The organism is Wenzhouxiangella sp. XN79A, assembly GCF_012272825.1.
Taxonomy (GTDB): Bacteria; Pseudomonadota; Gammaproteobacteria; order Xanthomonadales; family Wenzhouxiangellaceae.
In genome coordinates this window covers 16,649-33,591 of record NZ_JAAWWS010000059.1, presented here as the reverse complement: position 1 = coordinate 33,591, position 16,943 = coordinate 16,649, and the positions used below count along the sequence as shown (strand labels likewise).

The following is a 16,943-nucleotide window of genomic DNA, read 5'->3' as shown; positions in this document are numbered from 1 at the left end:
GCGTGGCGAAACGCTTGTAGCCAAGGGAAGCAACAACCCAGAGGCAAGCAAACCACCGAACGCAAGACATCCGCCCACCGAAGGGCCGTTCACCGAACCAAGCCGGAACCAACGATCCGGCTTCGCCAAGCGTTCAGAAACCCCTGTACCCGGCAAGCCCTTCCCACTCCGCGGCACGAAGCGATTTTTCGCGCCACGACCCGATGCCGGAGGGCAAACCCCCACCGGTACGCGCGCTTGAAAAAAGCCCTTTCGGGAACGTTCGTGGCGATCGACAAACGTACCTCGCCGGAAAGCGGACGAAGCCCGCGTGGCGAAACGCTTGTCGGCCAGGGAAGCAACAACCTCCAGGCCTGCTGCACGCCAGCAGCAAAAAACGAACCGCAATCCCGTTCCGCAGAACGGTCAAGCGGATGAGCGACCCAACAACTTCTCCAGGTAGTGGATGTTGGTCCCGCCTTGCTTGAACCCGGAATCGTCGAGCAGGTCGAGGTGCAGCGGAATGTTGGTCTTGACGCCGGTCAGAACCATCTCGTTCAGCGCCACGCGCATCCGCGCCATGGCGTCGTCCCGCGTTTCGCCGTGGCAGATCAGCTTGCCGATCATCGAGTCGTAGTTCGGCGGCACGGTGTAGCCGTCGTAGATGTGCGAGTCGACCCGAACGCCCGGGCCGCCCGGTGCATGGAAGGCGTCGATGGTGCCCGGCTGGGGCAGGAACTTCTCCGGGTCCTCGGCGTTGATCCGGCACTCGATGGCATGACCGGTGAAGCGGATGTCGTCCTGCGAGAACGGCAGCGGCTCGCCGGCGGCCACGAGGATCTGGGCGCGGATCAGGTCGACGCCGGTGATCATCTCGGTGACCGGGTGCTCGACCTGGATGCGTGTATTCATTTCGATGAAGTAGAACTCGCCGTTCTCGAACAGGAACTCGAAGGTGCCGGCGCCGCGATAGCCGATGCGCTTGCAGGCCTCGGTGCAGATGGTGCCGATCTTCTCGCGCTGCTCCGGCGTGATGCCCGGTGCCGGCGCTTCCTCGATGACCTTCTGATGCCGGCGCTGCATCGAGCAGTCGCGCTCGCCGAGGTGAACGGCGTTGCCGTGGCTGTCGGAGAGCACCTGGATCTCGACGTGGCGAGGGTTCTGGAGGTACTTCTCCATGTAGACGGTGTCGTCGCCGAAGCCGGCCTTGGCTTCCTGCCGGGTCAGCTGGATCGACTTGATCAGGTCGAAGGGGTTGTGGACCACGCGCATGCCGCGACCGCCGCCACCGGCGGCGGCCTTGATCAGCACCGGGTAGCCGATCTCGTCGGCCAGCCGCTGCGTGCGGCGATCGTCGTCGTCCAGCGGCCCGTTGGAGCCCGGCACGCAGGGCACGCCGGCCTTCTGCATGGCGTTGATCGCCGAGACCTTGTCGCCCATCAGGCGGATGGTCTCGGCCTTCGGGCCGATGAAGGTGAAGCCGGATTCCTCGATCCGCTCGGCGAAATCGGCGTTCTCGGCCAGGAAGCCGTAGCCGGGGTGGACGGCCTCGGCATCGGTCACTTCCATCGCGGCGATGATGGCCGGCACGTTCAGGTAGCTGTCGGCGGCCGGGGCCGGACCGATGCAGACCGATTCGTCGGCCATGCCGACGTGCTTGAGGTTGCGATCGACGGTGGAATGCACGGCAACGGTGCGGATGCCCATGGCCTGGCAGGCCCGGAGAATGCGCAGTGCGATCTCGCCGCGATTGGCGATCAGGATCTTCTTGAATGCAGGCATGGGAAGAACCCTACGGTCGGATCACGAACAGCGGCTGATCGAACTCCACCGGCTGGCCCGACTCGACCAGCACGGCGACCACGGTGCCGGAGAGTTCGGACTCGATCTGGTTGAACATCTTCATCGCCTCGACCAGGCACAGCGTGTCGCCCTTGGCGACGGATCGGCCTTCCTTGACGAACGGTTCCGAATCGGGGTTCGGCGAATCGTAGAAGGTGCCGACCATCGGCGAGCGGACCAGTTCACCGTCGGGCAGGCTGCCCTCGGCATCGCCATCGTCGGCCGGCGCCGGGGCCGGGGCCGGGGCCGCCGGGGCCGTCGGGGCCGGCGCGGGCGCCGGGGCCGGGGGCGGCGTCGCAGCGGCCGGTCGGGACAGCCGTACCGACTCCTCGCCCTCGTGGATCTCGATCTCGGCGAGGTTCGACTCCTCGAGCAACTCGATCAGTTTCTTGATCTTTCTCAGGTCCATCGTCTACTCCGAAGCAGCGCTGTTCAGGTGGCCGATCAGCCCCTGCAGCGCATAGTTATAGGATCGGGCGCCGAATCCCGAGACCCGGCCGACGGCCAGGTCGGCCAGCAGCGACCGATGCCGGAACGGCTCACGCGCTTCCGGCATCGACAGGTGCACCTCGACGAACGGCACGCCGCTGGCGGCCAGCGCATCGCGCAGCGCCACCGAGGTGTGGGTGAAGGCAGCCGGATTGATCACGATGCCGTCGACCCGCCCGTCGGCATCGAGGGTCTGCTGGATCCGATCGATGAGTTCGTGCTCGGCGTTGGACTGCAGGCACTCGATCGTGCAGCCGGCCTCACGTGCGATCCGTCCGAGCGCATCGTCGATCTCGGCCAGCGTGGTGCGGCCGTAGATCGCCGGCTCGCGGCGGCCCAGCAGGTTCAGGTTCGGACCGTGCAGGATCAGGATTCGCATGCTTGGAGGACCGGCTTCACCGGAATTCGGCAGGTCGGCAAGTGTGCCCGAAGCCGGCGGGGATTTCCACACCGCCGACCACAACGCGATCTGTGGGCAATCGCAGGCAATCGCGGGCAATCGGCGCAGGTTCGCCGAGGTTCGGCGAACGGCCGTTCGAGCAAGCAGCGACCCGGGCCGGGCCGGGGGAACCGGCGATCAGGGGCTCGACAGTCGGGCGCGGACCTCGCGCTCGAGGTGCTCGGGCTTGACCTCGCCGAGGAACTGCCAGGCGATCGTGCCGTCGGCATCGACCAGCACGGTATACGGCAGCAGGCCGGCGGTATTGCCGAAGCGTCGCTGGGTTCGCATCACGTCGGTGGTGCCGACCAGGATCGGGTAGTCCACGCCGAGCTCTTCGACGAACGGCGCAACCGCGCCGGGGTCATCGATGGCGATGCCGATCACTGCCAGCCGATCGGCCTCCTGCTCGGCGAAATCATCGAGCAACGGCATCTCGCGTACGCACGGTGCGCACCAGGTCGCCCAGAAGTTGATCAGGAGCGGCCGGCCGTCGAAGTCGGCGGCCTCGACATAGCGGCCGTCCAGCGCGGCATGCCGGAAATCGGGTCGCGGATCGCCGACCCGGGCGGCATCCGGCGCGCCCTCGGGATCGGGGGCCGGCGGCTGGCCGCGCGTCAGCCAGGCGAAGCCGGCGCCCAGCGCCAGGCCGATGACCGCCACGGCGGCGAACCTGATCATGCGATTCATGCTGCGATTCCTTCGATCGGTGGCCGACTCATGGGCCCGCGGCCGCGCGGACCCGGCCGAGGTGCTCGCGGAATTCGCCCGGCGCCATGAAGCCGAACATGCGGAACGCTTCGAGCTCGCGGCCGCGGTCGAAGAACAGGTAGGCCGGCGGGCCGATCAGGCCGTACTCGGCCAGCACCTCGCGGTGGTCGTCGTTGAAATCGGTCAGGTCGATCTTCAGCAGATCGAACTCGCCGAGCGCAGCCGCCACCGAGGGCTCCGGAAAGGTCCGCCGTTCCATCCGCTTGCAGTCCACGCACCAGTCGGCGTAGAAGTCGAGAAACACCGGCCGGTTGGCCGCCGCGATCGCGCGCTGCAGCGAATCCAGGTCGTCGACCTCGACGAACTCGGGCGCGGCCGCTGCGCCGGCCGCGCCGCCCGGGCCGCCGGCGAACGGCGCCAGCGGGCGGGTCCAGTCGTTGCCGCCGGCCGCTGCGCCGATGAACTGCAGCGCACCGAGCAGCAGCAGGATCACGCCCAACCCCTGCCACAGCCGCGGCCAGCCGCGCGCTGCCGCTTCGGCCCGGTCCAGCGCGCCGAGGTAGATGCCCGACACCACGGCCAGCGCACCCCACAGCAGCATGATCACGCCACCGGGCAGCACCCGCTCGAGCATCCAGATCGCCAGCGCAAGCAGGCCGACGCCGAACACCGCCTTGACCGCGGTCATCCAGCCGCCGGCGCGCGGCAGAAGCTTGCCGGCCGACGTGCCCCAGATGACCAGCGGCACGCCCATGCCCAGGGCCATCGCGAACAGCGCACTGCCGCCGAGCAGCGCGTCGCCGGTCTGGCCGATGTAGACCAGTGCACCCATCAGCGCCGGTGCCACGCAGGGCCCGACGACCAGCGCCGACAGCCCGCCCATGATTGCCGCACCGAACAGCGTCCCGCCCTGCTGCCGGTTGGACAGCTGGTTCAGCCGGGTCTGCACCGAGGCCGGCAGCTGCAGCTCGTAGAACCCGAACATGGCCAGCGACAGCAGCACGAACAGCAGCGCGAACGAGACCAGCACCGCCGGGTGCTGGAACACGGCCTGCAGGTTCTGGCCAAGCAGCGCGGCGATCACGCCGAAGGCGGTGTAGACCACCGCCATGGCGAGCACGTAGACCACCGAAAGCCGGAAGGCTCGACCGGTGGACATGCGCTCGGCGTCGCCGGCAATCAGCCCGGACAGGATCGGCACCATCGGGAACACGCAGGGTGTGAAGGCCAGCAGCACACCGGCGACGAAGAACAGCAGCAGCGCCAGCATCGGCCGCTCGGCCAGCGCGCCGGCCAGCCGGCCCTGCTCGGTGACCGGTGCGGCGGCCGATCCGCCGCCACTCGGCGCGCGCTCGGCCGCGGCCATGCTCGACTCGCTGCCGACATCGGCCGCCGGCAGGTCCACGAGGATGGTCCGCGTCATCGGCGGATAGCAGATGCCGTCGGTCTGGCAGCCCTGAAAGGCGACGTCCAGGTCGATCGTCCGCGCCGGCCCGGCCGAGCGGCTCACCGGGACCGGGATCTCGACTTCGTTGTAGTAGACGAAGGTGTCGCCGAAGAACTCGTCGTTGATTGCCTCGGCCGGCGGGAAGACCGGTGCCCCGAGCGCGATGTCGGGCGCGGTGGTGGTGAACGCGATCGTGTCGCGGTACAGGTAGTAGTCGGGATGCACGGTGAAGCGGGCCAGCAGCTCCTCCGGCCCCATCGCGATGGTTTCTACCTGGAACGCCTGCTCCGGCGGCAGCGGCTCGCCGCGACCGGTCAGCCGCGCACCCGGGCTGTCGAAATCGCGCAGCAGCGAGTCGAGGCCGCCACCGCCCGGCGCCGGTTCGACGGCCGGCAGCGCGGTCGCGTCCCGCACCGCCGCGGCCGCGGCGTTCGAGGCCGGGCGCTGGACGGTGACCTGCTGGCGATGCGGCGGGTAGCAGACGCCGAGATCGGCGCAGCCCTGGAAACGGACGTCGAGCACGATATCGGCGCCGACCGGCACCGACTCCGGCCAGGCGGCCACCGGAACGCGGACGTCGGCCCGGCCACGGTAGACCTCGACTTCACCGAAGAATTCGTCGCTGTAGCGGGTCCCGGATTCCGGCTCGATCGGCGCCAGGCGCAGACCGTCGGTCACGGCATCGACAGCGAAGGCGTGCCGGTACATGTAATAGCCTTCGGCCACGGTCCAGCGCAGGCGCACCGCACGTCCGTCGTCGGCCACCGCGGCGTCGAGCGCGAAGGCCTCCTCGACCGGCAACAGGTCGGCCGGGTCGATCTGCGCTGCGACCGCACCGGGCAGGACGACCAGCGCCAGCAGCGCGCCATGGAGCCAGCGCCTCACGAGTCCGCTCCCGCAGCGGAACCGGCCACCCAGTCGCGCACCCAGGCCGCGTAGTCGGCCGACGCCGCGACCACCGGTACCGCCAGCAGCTCGGGCACGTCGTAGGGATGCAGGGTGTCCATCGCGCGTTCCAGCGCGTCGAACGCGCCGAGGGTGGTCTTGAAGGTCACGGGAATCTCCTGGTCATGCTGGATGGTGTCGTCCCACGGAAAGGTCGAGCCGACCGCGGCGCCGACACTGGCGCAGGCCGCAAGTCGGCCATCGACCACGGCCGCGGCCAGCCGACGGGCCTGGTCGGCATCGGCACAGGTGGTATGGACCAGCAACAGCGTGTCGGGTTCGTTCATTACCTGATGTTCTTCCAGCAGCGGTTCGAGCGGTCCCGCCCCGAAAGGCGGCGGCCGGTGGATGCTCAGCAGACCGGCCCGGGTGACGGACGATTGCGCATTCTAGCCGCTGGCCGTCGCCGGCCGGCAGCGAACGCGCCGGCACCCGGCGATGCGAAACCTCGCACCCGGCCCTTGAAATGCCCCGCGCAGGGCTCCATTTGGCGGACAAGCCGGACGTGACCGGCCCGGTGCCGCGCCGCGGTCCGGGACGAACACGGCTCGAACGAGCGGCCGCCGCGTGCACCTTGCGCGACGGCGTTTCGAATCCATCAGTCATCAATCGAAGTATGGAAGGGAGAACAACCCATGAAACTGCGTCCTTTGCATGATCGCGTGATCGTCAAGCGTGTCGAAGAAGAACGAACCACCCCGGGTGGCATCGTGATTCCCGACAGCGCAGCCGAAAAGCCCATCAAGGGCGAGGTGCTGGCGGTCGGCAACGGCAAGATCCTCGAAGACGGCAGCAAGCGCGAGCTCGACATCAAGGTCGGCGACCAGGTGCTGTTCGGCAAGTACTCCGGTACCGAGGTCAAGGTCGAAGGCGAAGAACTGCTGGTGATGCGCGAAGACGACATCATGGCGGTCATCGAGTCCTGAGTTCCGACCTGCCGAAAACCGTCGTTCCAACAACTCCGAATTCCGAGGAAGATCAACCATGAGTGCCAAAGAAGTCCGTTTCTCCGAGGACGCCCGTACCAAGATGCTGAAGGGCGTCGACACCCTGGCCCGCGCGGTCAGCGTGACCCTGGGCCCGAAGGGCCGCAACGTCGTGCTCGAAAAGAGCTTCGGCGCACCGACCGTCACCAAGGACGGTGTCTCCGTCGCCAAGGAAATCGAACTGGAGAACAAGTTCGAGAACATGGGCGCGCAGATGGTCAAGGAAGTCGCATCGCAGACCTCCGACACCGCCGGTGACGGCACCACCACCGCCACCGTGCTGGCTGCCGCGATGCTGCGCGAAGGCATGAAGGCGGTCACCGCCGGCATGAACCCGATGGACCTCAAGCGCGGCCTGGACAAGGCCGTGCGTGCCGCCGTCGAGGAACTGAAGAAGCTGTCGATTCCGTGCACCGACGACAAGTCGATCGCCCAGGTCGGCACCATCTCGGCCAATTCCGACGAGGAAATCGGCAAGATCATCGCCGAGGCCATGAGCAAGGTCGGCAAGGAAGGCGTGATCACGGTCGAGGAAGGCCAGTCGCTGGACAACGAACTCGATGTCGTCGAAGGCATGCAGTTCGACCGCGGCTACCTGTCGCCGTACTTCGTGACCGACCAGCAGACCATGCAGGCCGAACTGGAAAACCCGTACATCCTGCTGCACGACAAGAAGATCTCCAACGTGCGCGAACTGCTGCCGGTGCTCGAAGCCGTTGCCAAGCAGAGCCGCAGCCTGCTGATCGTTGCCGAGGACATCGAGGGCGAAGCACTGGCCACGCTGGTGGTCAACACCCTGCGCGGCATCGTCAAGGTCGCGGCCGTCAAGGCGCCGGGCTTCGGCGACCGCCGCAAGGCCATGCTGGAAGACATGGCCATCCTGACCGGCGGCCAGGTGATCTCCGAGGAAGTCGGCCTGAGCCTGGAAAACACCACCGTCGACCAGCTGGGTTCGGCCAAGAAGGTCCAGATCACCAAGGAAAACACCACGATCATCGACGGTGCCGGTGAAGCCTCGGCCATCGAAGGCCGGGTCGGTCAGATCCGCGCACAGATCGAGGACGCCTCGTCCGACTACGATCGCGAGAAGCTGCAGGAACGCGTGGCCAAGCTGGCCGGCGGCGTGGCCGTGATCAAGGTCGGTGCGGCCACCGAAGTCGAGATGAAGGAAAAGAAGGCCCGCGTCGAAGATGCGCTGCACGCCACCCGTGCCGCGGTCGAAGAAGGCGTGGTCCCGGGCGGTGGCACGGCGCTGATCCGCGCGCTGAGCGCCATCGGCGACCTCAAGGGTGACAACGAGGAACAGAACCTCGGCATCAAGATCGCCCTGCGCGCCATGGAAGAGCCGCTGCGCAAGATCGTGTCCAACGCCGGCGGCGAACCGGCCGTCATCCTGGGCAAGGTCGTCGAAGGCTCCGGCAACTACGGCTACAACGCCGCGACCGGTGAGTTCGTCGACATGATCGAAGCCGGCATCCTCGACCCGACCAAGGTCACCCGCTCCGCGCTGCAGAACGCATCGTCGGTGGCCGGCCTGATGATCACCACCGAGTGCATGATCGCCGAAGTGCCGAAGGACGACGAAGGTGGTCCGGATATGGGTGGTATGGGTGGTATGGGCGGAATGGGCGGCATGATGTAAAGCGGCCGCGTCTTGTGGCCCAGGTCGGCGCTTCCTCCCGGCTCGCGATGCTCATGTACACAGAACGTACACTGCGCTCGCTCCCTCGGGACTCATCACCGACCTGAACCACAATCCGCTATCCGCTTGCTGCGTTCCAACCCGCAAGCCTCGAGAACCCCCGGCCCGGCCGGGGGTTCTTGTTTCGGGGGCAGATCGTTCGCCCGCGTGCGTCGTTGCGGTGCGATGCGGTGCGGCTGGACATGCTCATGGTCCAGCGAGGTACGCTCCGCTTCCCAGCCGACCCACGCCTTGCCTGCGAACGAGATCTTCTAGTCCCTCGCGTCCCGCCCGTGGACGCCTGTTGCCTCACCGAGAACCCCGGCCCGGCCGGGGTTTCTTGTTTCGGAGGGGTCGCACCGGGCCGCGATGCTCATGCACACGAAACGTACACTGCGCTCGCAACCCGGCCCTCATCACCGCGCTGAAACGGAATCTGCTAGTCGCTCAGGCTTATCGCCCGAAAGACAAGAAACCCCGGCGCCATGTCGGGGTTTCTTTTTGTCGAGACTGCAACTCGCGATGCTCATGCACACGAAACGTACACTGCGCTCGCTCCCTCGGGACTCATCACCGACCTGAACCACAATCCGCTATCCGCTTGTTGTCTTCTGTCCAGGCAAGCCTCGAGAAGCCCCGGCCCCGCGCCGGGGTTTCTTGTTTCGGGACCGAATCTTTCGCCCGCGTGCGGCGTTGCGTTGCGGTGCGGTACGGTGCGGCTGGACATGCTCATGGTCCATCAAGGTACGCTCCACGTCCCGGCCGACCGCGCCTTGCCGGTTTCGGCCCGGTACCGGCGGCATGGTCGTGTCGGCGCAACATGCGGTCGGTACACTGCAGACGTGGAGGTGACCCGGTGACCGAGTTTCGAACGCTGCCCTGGACGCGAACGCCCGACGACGCCCCGCGCCGGGTCGGCGTGGAAATGGAGATGGCCGGGGTCGAGGCGCCGGACATCGCGCAGGCGGTGATCGACGAGCTCGGCGGCAGCTTCGATGCCGACAGCGCGTTCTCCGGCACGGTCCGCGATACCGAGCTGGGCGAGTTCACCGTCGAACTCGACGCCGAGATCCTGACCTCGCGCCGCTATCTCGATGCGCTGAAACAGCTCGGAATCGAGCTGGAAGGCGGGGCATTCCGCGACAACCTCGAGAAACTGCTGTCGCAGGTCACCGGCCTGGTGGTCCCGCACGAACTGGTCTGCCCGCCGGTGCCGCTGGCGGCGCTGCCGCGGATCGACGCGATCCGCGCGCGTCTCCATGCCGCCGGCGCGCGCGGTACGGAGGCTTCGGCCCTGTATGCCTTCGGGCTGCAGTTCAATATCGAGATCCACAGCCAGGACGCCGATCACCTTCTGGCCATCCTGCAGGCCTTCCTGCTGCGCTACCCGACCATCCTCGAACGCGACGAGATCGACCTGTCGCGAAAGCTGACGCCGTATGTCCAGCCGTTTCCGGAAGACTTCGTGGCCCACCTGCTGGATCCGGACTATGCGCCGGACCGGGACGGCCTGATCGACGATTACCTGCGCTACACGCCGACCCGCAACCGGCCTCTCGACGCACTGCCGCTGTTCGCCTGGCTCGACCCCGACCGGGTCGATGCCGCGCCGGTCGAGCATGCCCTGGTCAAGCCGCGGCCGGCCTGGCACTACCGCCTGCCCGACTGCCGGATCGACGACCCGGACTGGTCGCTGGCCGAGCCCTGGGCGGCCTGGGCCGGGGTCGAGGACCTGGCCCACCGGCCCGACGACCTGCGGCGCGAAGCGCGCCGGCGGTTCGGTGAGTCGAGCGCACTGAAGCGCTGGTGGTCGGCCACCTGGCGATCACTGACCCGCCGAGGGCAGCGATGAGCCGATCGGCGTCCCGCCCGATCATCGGCGTGACCGGTCCCGACCGCGGCGGGCTGGCCGCATGGTGGTTCACGGCGCTGGCGATCCGGCGCGCCGGCGGTCGGCCGCTGCGAATCCGGCCGAAGCGTCCGCACACCATCGATGCCGTCGATGGCCTGGTGATCGGCGGCGGTGCCGACGTCAGCCCGTCGCTGTACGGTGAACGGCGCGAACTGCGGCTGAGCGAACTGGCCGATCGTGGCGTGCTCGGCTGGCGGCGCTGGTTGGGCTACGTGCTCTACCCATTGCTGTGGCTGGCCCGCCGGCTGCTGACCAAGAAGCGCGGCGGGCTGGACAGCGCCCGCGACGCGCTGGAAACCCGGCTGATCCGTGACGCGATCGAGCGCGATCTCCCGATGCTGGGCATCTGCCGCGGCATGCAGCTGATCAACGTGGCCTGCGGCGGCACGCTGCACCAATCGCTGGAGGGCTTCTACGACGAGGTGCCGGCGATCCGCTCGGTGCTCCCGCGCAAGCGGGTCCGGGTGACACCGGACTCGCACCTGCATCGGATCCTCGGTTGCCGCGACTGCCGGGTCAACGCGCTGCATTCGCAGGCCATCGACCGGCTGGCCGACGGGCTGGCCGGCGTCGCCCGCGAGCCGTCCGGTGTGCTGCAGGCCTGGGAACATCCGCGGCCGACGTTCCGGATCGGCGTGCAGTGGCATCCCGAATACCTGCCGCAGCGCGCCGAACAGCAGGCGCTGTTCGTGGCGCTGGTCGCTGCCGCCCGGGAGCTGACATGAGCCCGCCGACTCCGCAGACCTTTGCCGCGCACGCGGCCTACGCGTCCGAGGCGCTGCGCCACTGGGGCGTGGGCGCCGAGTGGCTGGACGGCGATGGGCCGGCCGACGATCCCGGCCTGCCGATCGAAGCGCGACTGCGCCGCCGTCGCCAGCTCGGCAGCCTGCGGATCCTGTACCACGAACTGTCCGGCCGCCACGATGTCGAGGCCACCGGCCGCGCGCTGTCGTCGCTGGCCCGCGGCTGCCTCGACGATGCGCTGGCCGAAGCCCGCGCCCGGGTGACCGAGCGCTTCGGCGAACTGCCCGGCGGACCGCGGCTGGCCATCCTGGCGCTCGGCAAGCTCGGCGGCGACGAGGTCAACTTCAACTCCGACCTGGACCTGGTGTTCGTCCACGACGCCCAGGGCGAGAGCGACGGGCGCCGCAGCCTGTCGGCACGCGACTGGCTGACCCGGGTGGTGCGTGAACTGACCGGCCTGATGGAGTCGGTGACCGCGCAGGGCCGGGTCTGGGTGGTCGATACCCGGCTGCGGCCGTTCGGCCAGTCCGGGGCGCTGGTCTGGTCGGTCGATGCGATGGAGCAGTACTTCGTCAACGAGGGCCGGGCCTGGGAGCGCTACGCCTGGCTGAAGGCCGGCGTCGCGGCCGGTGACGTCGAGATCGGACAGGACCTGATCGAGCGGCTGTCGCCGTTCGTGTTCCGGCGCTACCTCGACTACGGCCTGTTCGACAACCTGCGCGAGCTGCACGCGGAGATCGACCGCAAGAGCCGCCGCGAAGACCTGGCCGACGACATCAAGCGCGGCCCGGGCGGCATCCGCGAACTGGAGTTCCTGATCCAGAGCCTGCAACTGCTGCGCGGCGGCCGCGATCCGTCGCTGCGGGTCGGCGGTTTCCTGCCCGCACTGCGCGCGGCCGCCGATCTGCGCCTGCTGTCGGTCGACGAGACGGCCACGCTGGAGGCGGCCTACCGGTTCCTGCGCACGCTGGAAAACTGCATCCAGGCCGCGACCGGACGGCAGACCCAGCGCATGCCCGACGCCGCCGAACCGCTGGCAGCGATCGCGGGCTGGATGGGCCTGGCCAACGGCAGGGCCCTGCAGGACCGTCTCGAGGACGTGCGCAGAACAGTCCGCCGGGCGTTCCAGGCCCGGTTCGAGACCCAGCCGGCCTCGCCGCCGGCCACCGCGGCGCCCTGGCCGCCCGGCGAGGAGGTCGAGCAGCGGCTGGTCGCACTGGGGTTCGAGGCGCCGGAGCCGGCCGCCGCGGCGCTGCGCCGCCTGGCCGAGCGGCTCGGCCGCCGGCCGCTGTCGGCCGAAGCGCGGCGGCGGCTGGACCGGCTGATGCCGGCGCTGTTCGCGCGGATCGAGGACCTGCCCGAACCGGACGCCGGCTTCGACGACCTGCTCGGCCTGATCGAGACCATCGCCCAGCGTTCGGCCTACCTGTCGCTGCTGCACGAGCGACCGGAAACCCTGGACCGCACGGTGCGCGTGTTCCGCCGCACCGACCGGGTCGCACGCTGGGTCATCGACAGCCCGCAGCTGCTCGACGACCTGCTCGACCCGGTCAACGGCTTCGAGCTGCCCGAGCCGCCGCAGATGCTGATCGAGGACGTCGAATCCAGCCTGAACGCGCTGGCCCGGTTCCGCCAGGCCGGCTACGTGCGCACCGCGCTGGGCCAGCTCGACGGCGGCCTGGATCGCCGCGCCGCCGGACGCCAGCTGACCCGGCTGGCCGAGGCCGTGCTCGACGCAGTCGCGCAGCTGACCCTCACCGAGGCCGACGAGGTGACCATGATCGGCTACGGCAACCTCGGCGCCGGCGAGCTTCACTACAGTTCCGACCTCGACCTGGTCTTCCTGCACGCCGACGGCGATCCGCCGCGGCGCGGCATCCAGCGGCTGATCAACGCGCTCCAGCTACCGCTGCCCGGCGGCCGGCTCTATGAGGTCGATACCCGGCTACGGCCGAACGGCAACGCCGGCCTGCTGGTCAGCTCCATCGACCATTTCGCTCGCTATCAGGACGACGAGGCCTGGACCTGGGAACACCAGGCGCTGGTGCGCGCCCGGGCGGTGTACGGTGATCCGACCACGATCGAGCGGTTCGAGGCGATCCGCCGCCAGGTGCTGTGCCGGCCGCGCGATCCGGACGCCACGCGTGCGGCGCTGGCCGAAATGCGCGAGCGCCAACGTCGCCAGCGTGAGGAAAGCGAAATCCGCCGCATCCTCGGCCACCTGCAGTTCACCGCCGAGCTGGGCATCCTGCTGCAGGCGCACCGGACCCCGACGCTGTGCCAACAGCGCGGCCTGACCGGGCAGCTGAACGCGCTGGCCGACTGCGGCTGGCTGGATCGCGAACTGGCCACGACCATGATCGAACTCCAGGCCGAAGCCAGCGCGCTGCGCGATCGGGACTTTCTCGAGCGCGGCGAGCCGCCGCCGACGCCGGACCGGCTGATCGACGCCGCCGAGGCGGTCTGGACCCGGGTGTTCGGTGCCGGCTGAGCCCGACCGCACCCGGCGCGACCGCTTCAGCGGGGTACACTAGACGCCATTTCTTCGTTATCGATGGACGCCCGTGAACGCCTCTCCGAACGATGCCGGCGGCAAGCATCCCGCCAACGCCGAGAACCACTACACCGTCCACCGCGCGGACCTGCCGCTGAGCTGTCCGACGCCGGACATGACCTTGTGGAACTCGCACCCCCGGGTCTACCTCCCGATCGAAAAGACCGGCCAGGCCAAGTGCCCGTACTGCGGTGCCGAGTTCGAACTCGCCGACTGACGCGCACGCCGAACTGCCGCCTTCGCCCGCGCTGCCGCCGGTTCCCGCCGACAGCCTGCTGGGCCGGGCCGTGGCCGGCCTGGTCGTTCTGGGGCTCGGCCTCGGCCTGGTGGTGCCGAAGGTGGCCGGTGCGGCCTTCCTGCTGCTGTCGGCCATCGCCATCGTCTGGCTCGAACCCTCGCTGACGCGGCGACGCGGCGCGACACTGACGGTCCCCGGCGACCGCCTGCTGATCGCCGCGGTGCTCGGCTTCGTCGCACTGTGGCTGGCGGCCTGGGCGCTGGCCGGCTTCGGTTCGACCGGCAGCGGCGATGTCGGGCGCATCCTGCGCCTGCTGCTGATCGTCCCGCTGTACCTGTTCCTGCGCCGCGTTCGCGGCCTCGACGCGGCGCTCTGGTGGGGCGTGGCGCTCGGCTCGCTGCTGGCCGCGGCGCACGCCCTGGCGCTGGCCTTCGATCCTCCGGCCAACCCCTGGGACGCCCGAGCCGGCGGCGCGACCAACCCGATCTACTTCGGTGGGGTGGTGCTGGCCTTCGCGCTGATGCTGCTGCCGCGTGCGGCCAGCCCGGCCACGCCCGCGATCGAACGCGGCATCGCGACCGTGGCAATCCTGGCCGGCCTGCTGGCCGCCGCGCTGTCGGGTTCGCGCAGCGCCTGGCTGGCGGTGCCGCTGCTGCTGGCGGTCTACGCGTTCTCGCTGGCCCGCGGCCAGCAGCCGCTGCGGCGGTTCGGCTGGCCGCTGGCGATGCTCGTCGCGACCGGCCTGCTGGCGCTGGTCCCCGGTGTGCCGCTGGGCGAGCGCATCGTCGAGGCAATCGACTCGCTGCGGGGCTCGGACAGCCTGTTCGACCCGTTCGACACCCTGGCCGTGCGCTGGGAATTGTGGCAGGTCGCCTTCGCGACGATCGCCGAGCACCCGCTGATCGGCGGCGGGCCCGGCGCCTTCCGCGCGGCGATGGAATCGGCCGCTGCGGCCGGCGCGCTACCGACGGAACTGCTGCGCTATGAACATCCGCACAACCAGTACCTGTCCGCGTTGGTCATCAACGGCCTGCCGGGCCTGCTGTCGCTGCTGGCCCTGTTCGGCGTTCCGCTGGCCCTGGCCGCACGCGGCCTGCACGCCGACTGCCGCACGACGCGCCAGACGGCCTGGAGCACGATCGCCGCGGTCGCGGTGTTGGCCGTGGTCGCGCTCGGCGAGTCGATCTTCCAGCGCAATGCCGGCGTCGTCTGGTTCGGGCTGCTCACGGCCCTGACCCTGGCCCGGGCCCGGGCCGAATCGCCGCGCGACTGAGCAGGGGCCCGCTCGACGCGTGCAGGCCTATGGACGGCCGTCCTGCCGTGCGCCGGCCAGGTCGGCCAGCCAGCCGGCCACGCGCTCGGTGTCGTTGCGCAGCCCCAGCCGGGCCAGCCCGTCGATCAGCGCGCGCCGGGCGGCTGCGTCTTCGCTCAGGGCAATCGCCGCGTCGGCCAGCGCCGTGGCCGACAGCGGCGCGGCCTGCACCGCACCGCGAGCGGCGTACGCGGCCAGGCGACGCGGCTGGTCGTGGCCGCCGGTTGCCGTCATCACGCAGGGCCGACCGGCCAGAACGACCTGGTTGCTGAGCATGTTGCCGGCACCGGCCACCACCAGCCCGGCCCCGGCCAGCAGGGCGCCGAGCTGCTCCGGCGGCAAGGCATCGATCAGGACCACGCCGCTCGGCGCCGAGGGCGTCCCGGCGTACTGCGGACCCAGCACCACGCAGGCCGGCCGGCCGGTCGCGGCGTGGTAGCGGGCCGCGGCGGCGACGAACAGGTCCGGCACCGGCGTTCCGTCGGCGCAGACCTGGCCGCCGCCCCCGGATACGAACACCGCCGCCTGCGCTGCGATCCGCGCGGCCAGCGGATCGGGCAGCGCGCCCGCGGGCGGCGCGATGGCGCCGACGAACCGCTGCTCGGCGGCCGGCACCCGTCCGGCGCGCAGGCGCTCGAACCGGCCCAGGCGGGCGCGGTCGGGCTCGGCCACCAGCATCAGGTGCAGATCGATCCAGCGCAGCCGGCGCCAGGCCAGCGCGCGCCGCCGGCGGCCCGGCCGGTTCGAGATCCAGGCGACCCGCCCGCCGAGCCGCCGCACGGTGCGCAGCTGGGCAGTGCGGCCGCTGCCGTCGAACACCGCCAGCGCCGGGCGCAGCGCGGTCAGTCGCTCCCGCACCGCGCGATCGGCGCGGGCCGGCGTGGCGTCGAGCGGATGCACCTGCAGGCCTTCGTCGTCGAGCACCCCGGCACTGCGAGCGCGCAGCACGTGGGTCTCGAGACCCGGCGCGATCCGGCGTAGCGCGCGGCTCAGGTTCAGCGCGCGATAGTACTCACCGCTACCGGTCGGTCCGCTGGCCGGCACGAAGACCACGCGCAGCGGTGACGGCACCATGACGCGTCCGCCCCGGTCAGCCGCGTTCGGCCAGCCGGGCGTCGATGCGCTTCAGCGTGTCGCGGATCTCGGTCAGCAACTGCCCGGTGTCGCCGGCCGACGGTTCCGGAGCGGCCGGTCCGGCGTCGGGTCGGTCGGTGACCTTGTCGCGCTGGTCCAGCGCGTCGTCGCGGAAGCCGTCGGTGTCGATGATACCGATCAGCTTGACCAGCGCGCCGCCCGGGGTGCTGGACTGGCCGGCGGTCTCGACCTGCAGGCCCTTGATGTCCATCCGGCGCATGATCGGCCCCTGGATCAGGGCCAGGTCGGTGACCTTTTCCAGCGGTATGCTCTTTTCCTGGCGGATCAGCACGCCGCGGCTGACCTGCAGTTCCCGGCTGGTCAGCACGACCTCGAGCGTGGCGTAGAACCTCCGGTAGTACCACCAGGCGATCGGCAGCGCGATCGGCAGCAAGAGAATGCCGACGATGGTGGCGATCATGGTCAACGTGAACGAGATCATCGAATAGCGGATCGCCTGGGGCGAGATTTCGGCGGTTCTCAGAACGCGGGGGGCGGGTCGCATCGGCTTCGGTCCTCGGCGGCTCGGA

General features: G+C 69.6%; 15 protein-coding genes. 7 read left to right on the top strand and 8 right to left on the bottom strand.

What is annotated here, in order from left to right:
• Positions 1-405: 405 nt before the first annotated feature.
• The 6 genes from accC to cutA form a co-directional block, all read right to left on the bottom strand.
• Complete coding sequence (accC, locus tag HFP89_RS00185) at positions 406-1,761, bottom strand: acetyl-CoA carboxylase biotin carboxylase subunit (protein ID WP_168715619.1); 1,356 nt, start codon at positions 1,759-1,761, stop codon at positions 406-408.
• 10 nt (positions 1,762-1,771) lie between these two features.
• A complete protein-coding gene (gene accB / locus HFP89_RS00180; RefSeq protein ID WP_168715618.1) occupies positions 1,772-2,230 on the bottom strand; it encodes an acetyl-CoA carboxylase biotin carboxyl carrier protein in 459 nt (152 codons plus the stop codon).
• 3 nt (positions 2,231-2,233) lie between these two features.
• On the bottom strand, positions 2,234-2,689 hold the full coding sequence (aroQ, locus tag HFP89_RS00175) for a type II 3-dehydroquinate dehydratase (protein ID WP_168715617.1): 456 nt from the start codon (positions 2,687-2,689) through the stop codon (positions 2,234-2,236).
• A 198-nt stretch (positions 2,690-2,887) separates the two neighbouring features.
• The gene (locus HFP89_RS00170) at positions 2,888-3,439 is read right to left on the bottom strand and encodes a TlpA disulfide reductase family protein (protein WP_168715616.1); all 552 of its coding nucleotides are present in this window, start codon (positions 3,437-3,439) and stop codon (positions 2,888-2,890) included.
• Positions 3,440-3,467: 28 nt separating this feature from the next.
• Complete coding sequence (gene dsbD, locus HFP89_RS00165) at positions 3,468-5,792, bottom strand: protein-disulfide reductase DsbD (RefSeq protein WP_168715615.1); 2,325 nt, start codon at positions 5,790-5,792, stop codon at positions 3,468-3,470.
• Positions 5,789-6,139, bottom strand: a complete 351-nt coding sequence (cutA, locus tag HFP89_RS00160; RefSeq protein WP_168715614.1) for a divalent-cation tolerance protein CutA — start codon at positions 6,137-6,139, stop codon at positions 5,789-5,791. The genes dsbD and cutA overlap by 4 nt, the downstream gene beginning before the upstream one ends.
• 348 nt (positions 6,140-6,487) lie before the next feature.
• Here cutA and groES point away from each other — a divergent pair, with 348 nt between their 5' ends.
• The 7 genes from groES to HFP89_RS16250 all read left to right on the top strand — a co-directional run bounded on the left by groES (position 6,488) and on the right by HFP89_RS16250 (position 15,240).
• Positions 6,488-6,778 carry a co-chaperone GroES gene (gene groES, locus HFP89_RS00155; protein WP_168715613.1) on the top strand — a complete coding sequence of 97 codons (291 nt, stop codon included), beginning with the start codon at positions 6,488-6,490 and terminating at the stop codon, positions 6,776-6,778.
• Positions 6,779-6,836: 58 nt separating this feature from the next.
• Positions 6,837-8,480 carry a chaperonin GroEL gene (gene groL / locus HFP89_RS00150; RefSeq protein ID WP_168715612.1) on the top strand — a complete coding sequence of 548 codons (1,644 nt, stop codon included), beginning with the start codon at positions 6,837-6,839 and terminating at the stop codon, positions 8,478-8,480.
• Between the two features lie 895 nt (positions 8,481-9,375).
• Positions 9,376-10,371: an amidoligase family protein gene (locus HFP89_RS00145; protein ID WP_168715611.1), complete on the top strand. Its 996-nt coding sequence runs from the start codon at positions 9,376-9,378 to the stop codon at positions 10,369-10,371.
• Complete coding sequence (locus HFP89_RS00140; RefSeq protein ID WP_168715610.1) at positions 10,368-11,156, top strand: gamma-glutamyl-gamma-aminobutyrate hydrolase family protein; 789 nt, start codon at positions 10,368-10,370, stop codon at positions 11,154-11,156. The genes HFP89_RS00145 and HFP89_RS00140 overlap by 4 nt, the downstream gene beginning before the upstream one ends.
• Positions 11,153-13,666, top strand: a complete 2,514-nt coding sequence (glnE, locus tag HFP89_RS00135; protein WP_168715609.1) for a bifunctional [glutamate--ammonia ligase]-adenylyl-L-tyrosine phosphorylase/[glutamate--ammonia-ligase] adenylyltransferase — start codon at positions 11,153-11,155, stop codon at positions 13,664-13,666. Before HFP89_RS00140 ends, glnE begins: the two co-directional genes overlap by 4 nt.
• Positions 13,667-13,739: 73 nt before the next feature.
• Complete coding sequence (locus HFP89_RS15750; RefSeq protein WP_168715608.1) at positions 13,740-13,946, top strand: zinc-finger domain-containing protein; 207 nt, start codon at positions 13,740-13,742, stop codon at positions 13,944-13,946.
• Positions 13,921-15,240: an O-antigen ligase family protein gene (locus HFP89_RS16250; protein ID WP_168715607.1), complete on the top strand. Its 1,320-nt coding sequence runs from the start codon at positions 13,921-13,923 to the stop codon at positions 15,238-15,240. The genes HFP89_RS15750 and HFP89_RS16250 overlap by 26 nt, the downstream gene beginning before the upstream one ends.
• 27 nt (positions 15,241-15,267) lie before the next feature.
• Here the strand turns inward: HFP89_RS16250 and HFP89_RS00120 are convergent, their stop codons facing one another.
• Together HFP89_RS00120 and HFP89_RS00115 are read right to left on the bottom strand one after the other, a co-directional pair.
• A complete protein-coding gene (locus tag HFP89_RS00120; protein ID WP_168715606.1) occupies positions 15,268-16,353 on the bottom strand; it encodes a hypothetical protein in 1,086 nt (361 codons plus the stop codon).
• Positions 16,354-16,369: 16 nt separating this feature from the next.
• Entirely contained in the window at positions 16,370-16,918 is a 549-nt protein-coding gene (locus tag HFP89_RS00115) for a PH domain-containing protein (protein WP_168715605.1), read from the bottom strand.
• Positions 16,919-16,943: the final 25 nt, after the last annotated feature.

Bases quoted from the DNA above. Each gene is read 5' to 3' on its own strand.
- HFP89_RS00120 (WP_168715606.1), bottom strand. From the start codon at position 16,353: ATGGTGCCGTCACCGCTGCGCGTGGTCTTCGTGCCGGCCAGCGGACCG.
- cutA (WP_168715614.1), bottom strand. From the start codon at position 6,139: ATGAACGAACCCGACACGCTGTTGCTGGTCCATACCACCTGTGCCGAT.
- groES (WP_168715613.1), top strand. From the start codon at position 6,488: ATGAAACTGCGTCCTTTGCATGATCGCGTGATCGTCAAGCGTGTCGAA.
- accC (WP_168715619.1), bottom strand. From the start codon at position 1,761: ATGCCTGCATTCAAGAAGATCCTGATCGCCAATCGCGGCGAGATCGCA.
- HFP89_RS00170 (WP_168715616.1), bottom strand. From the start codon at position 3,439: ATGAATCGCATGATCAGGTTCGCCGCCGTGGCGGTCATCGGCCTGGCG.
- aroQ (WP_168715617.1), bottom strand. From the start codon at position 2,689: ATGCGAATCCTGATCCTGCACGGTCCGAACCTGAACCTGCTGGGCCGC.
- glnE (WP_168715609.1), top strand. From the start codon at position 11,153: ATGAGCCCGCCGACTCCGCAGACCTTTGCCGCGCACGCGGCCTACGCG.
- groL (WP_168715612.1), top strand. From the start codon at position 6,837: ATGAGTGCCAAAGAAGTCCGTTTCTCCGAGGACGCCCGTACCAAGATG.
- HFP89_RS00115 (WP_168715605.1), bottom strand. From the start codon at position 16,918: ATGCGACCCGCCCCCCGCGTTCTGAGAACCGCCGAAATCTCGCCCCAG.
- HFP89_RS00140 (WP_168715610.1), top strand. From the start codon at position 10,368: ATGAGCCGATCGGCGTCCCGCCCGATCATCGGCGTGACCGGTCCCGAC.
- accB (WP_168715618.1), bottom strand. From the start codon at position 2,230: ATGGACCTGAGAAAGATCAAGAAACTGATCGAGTTGCTCGAGGAGTCG.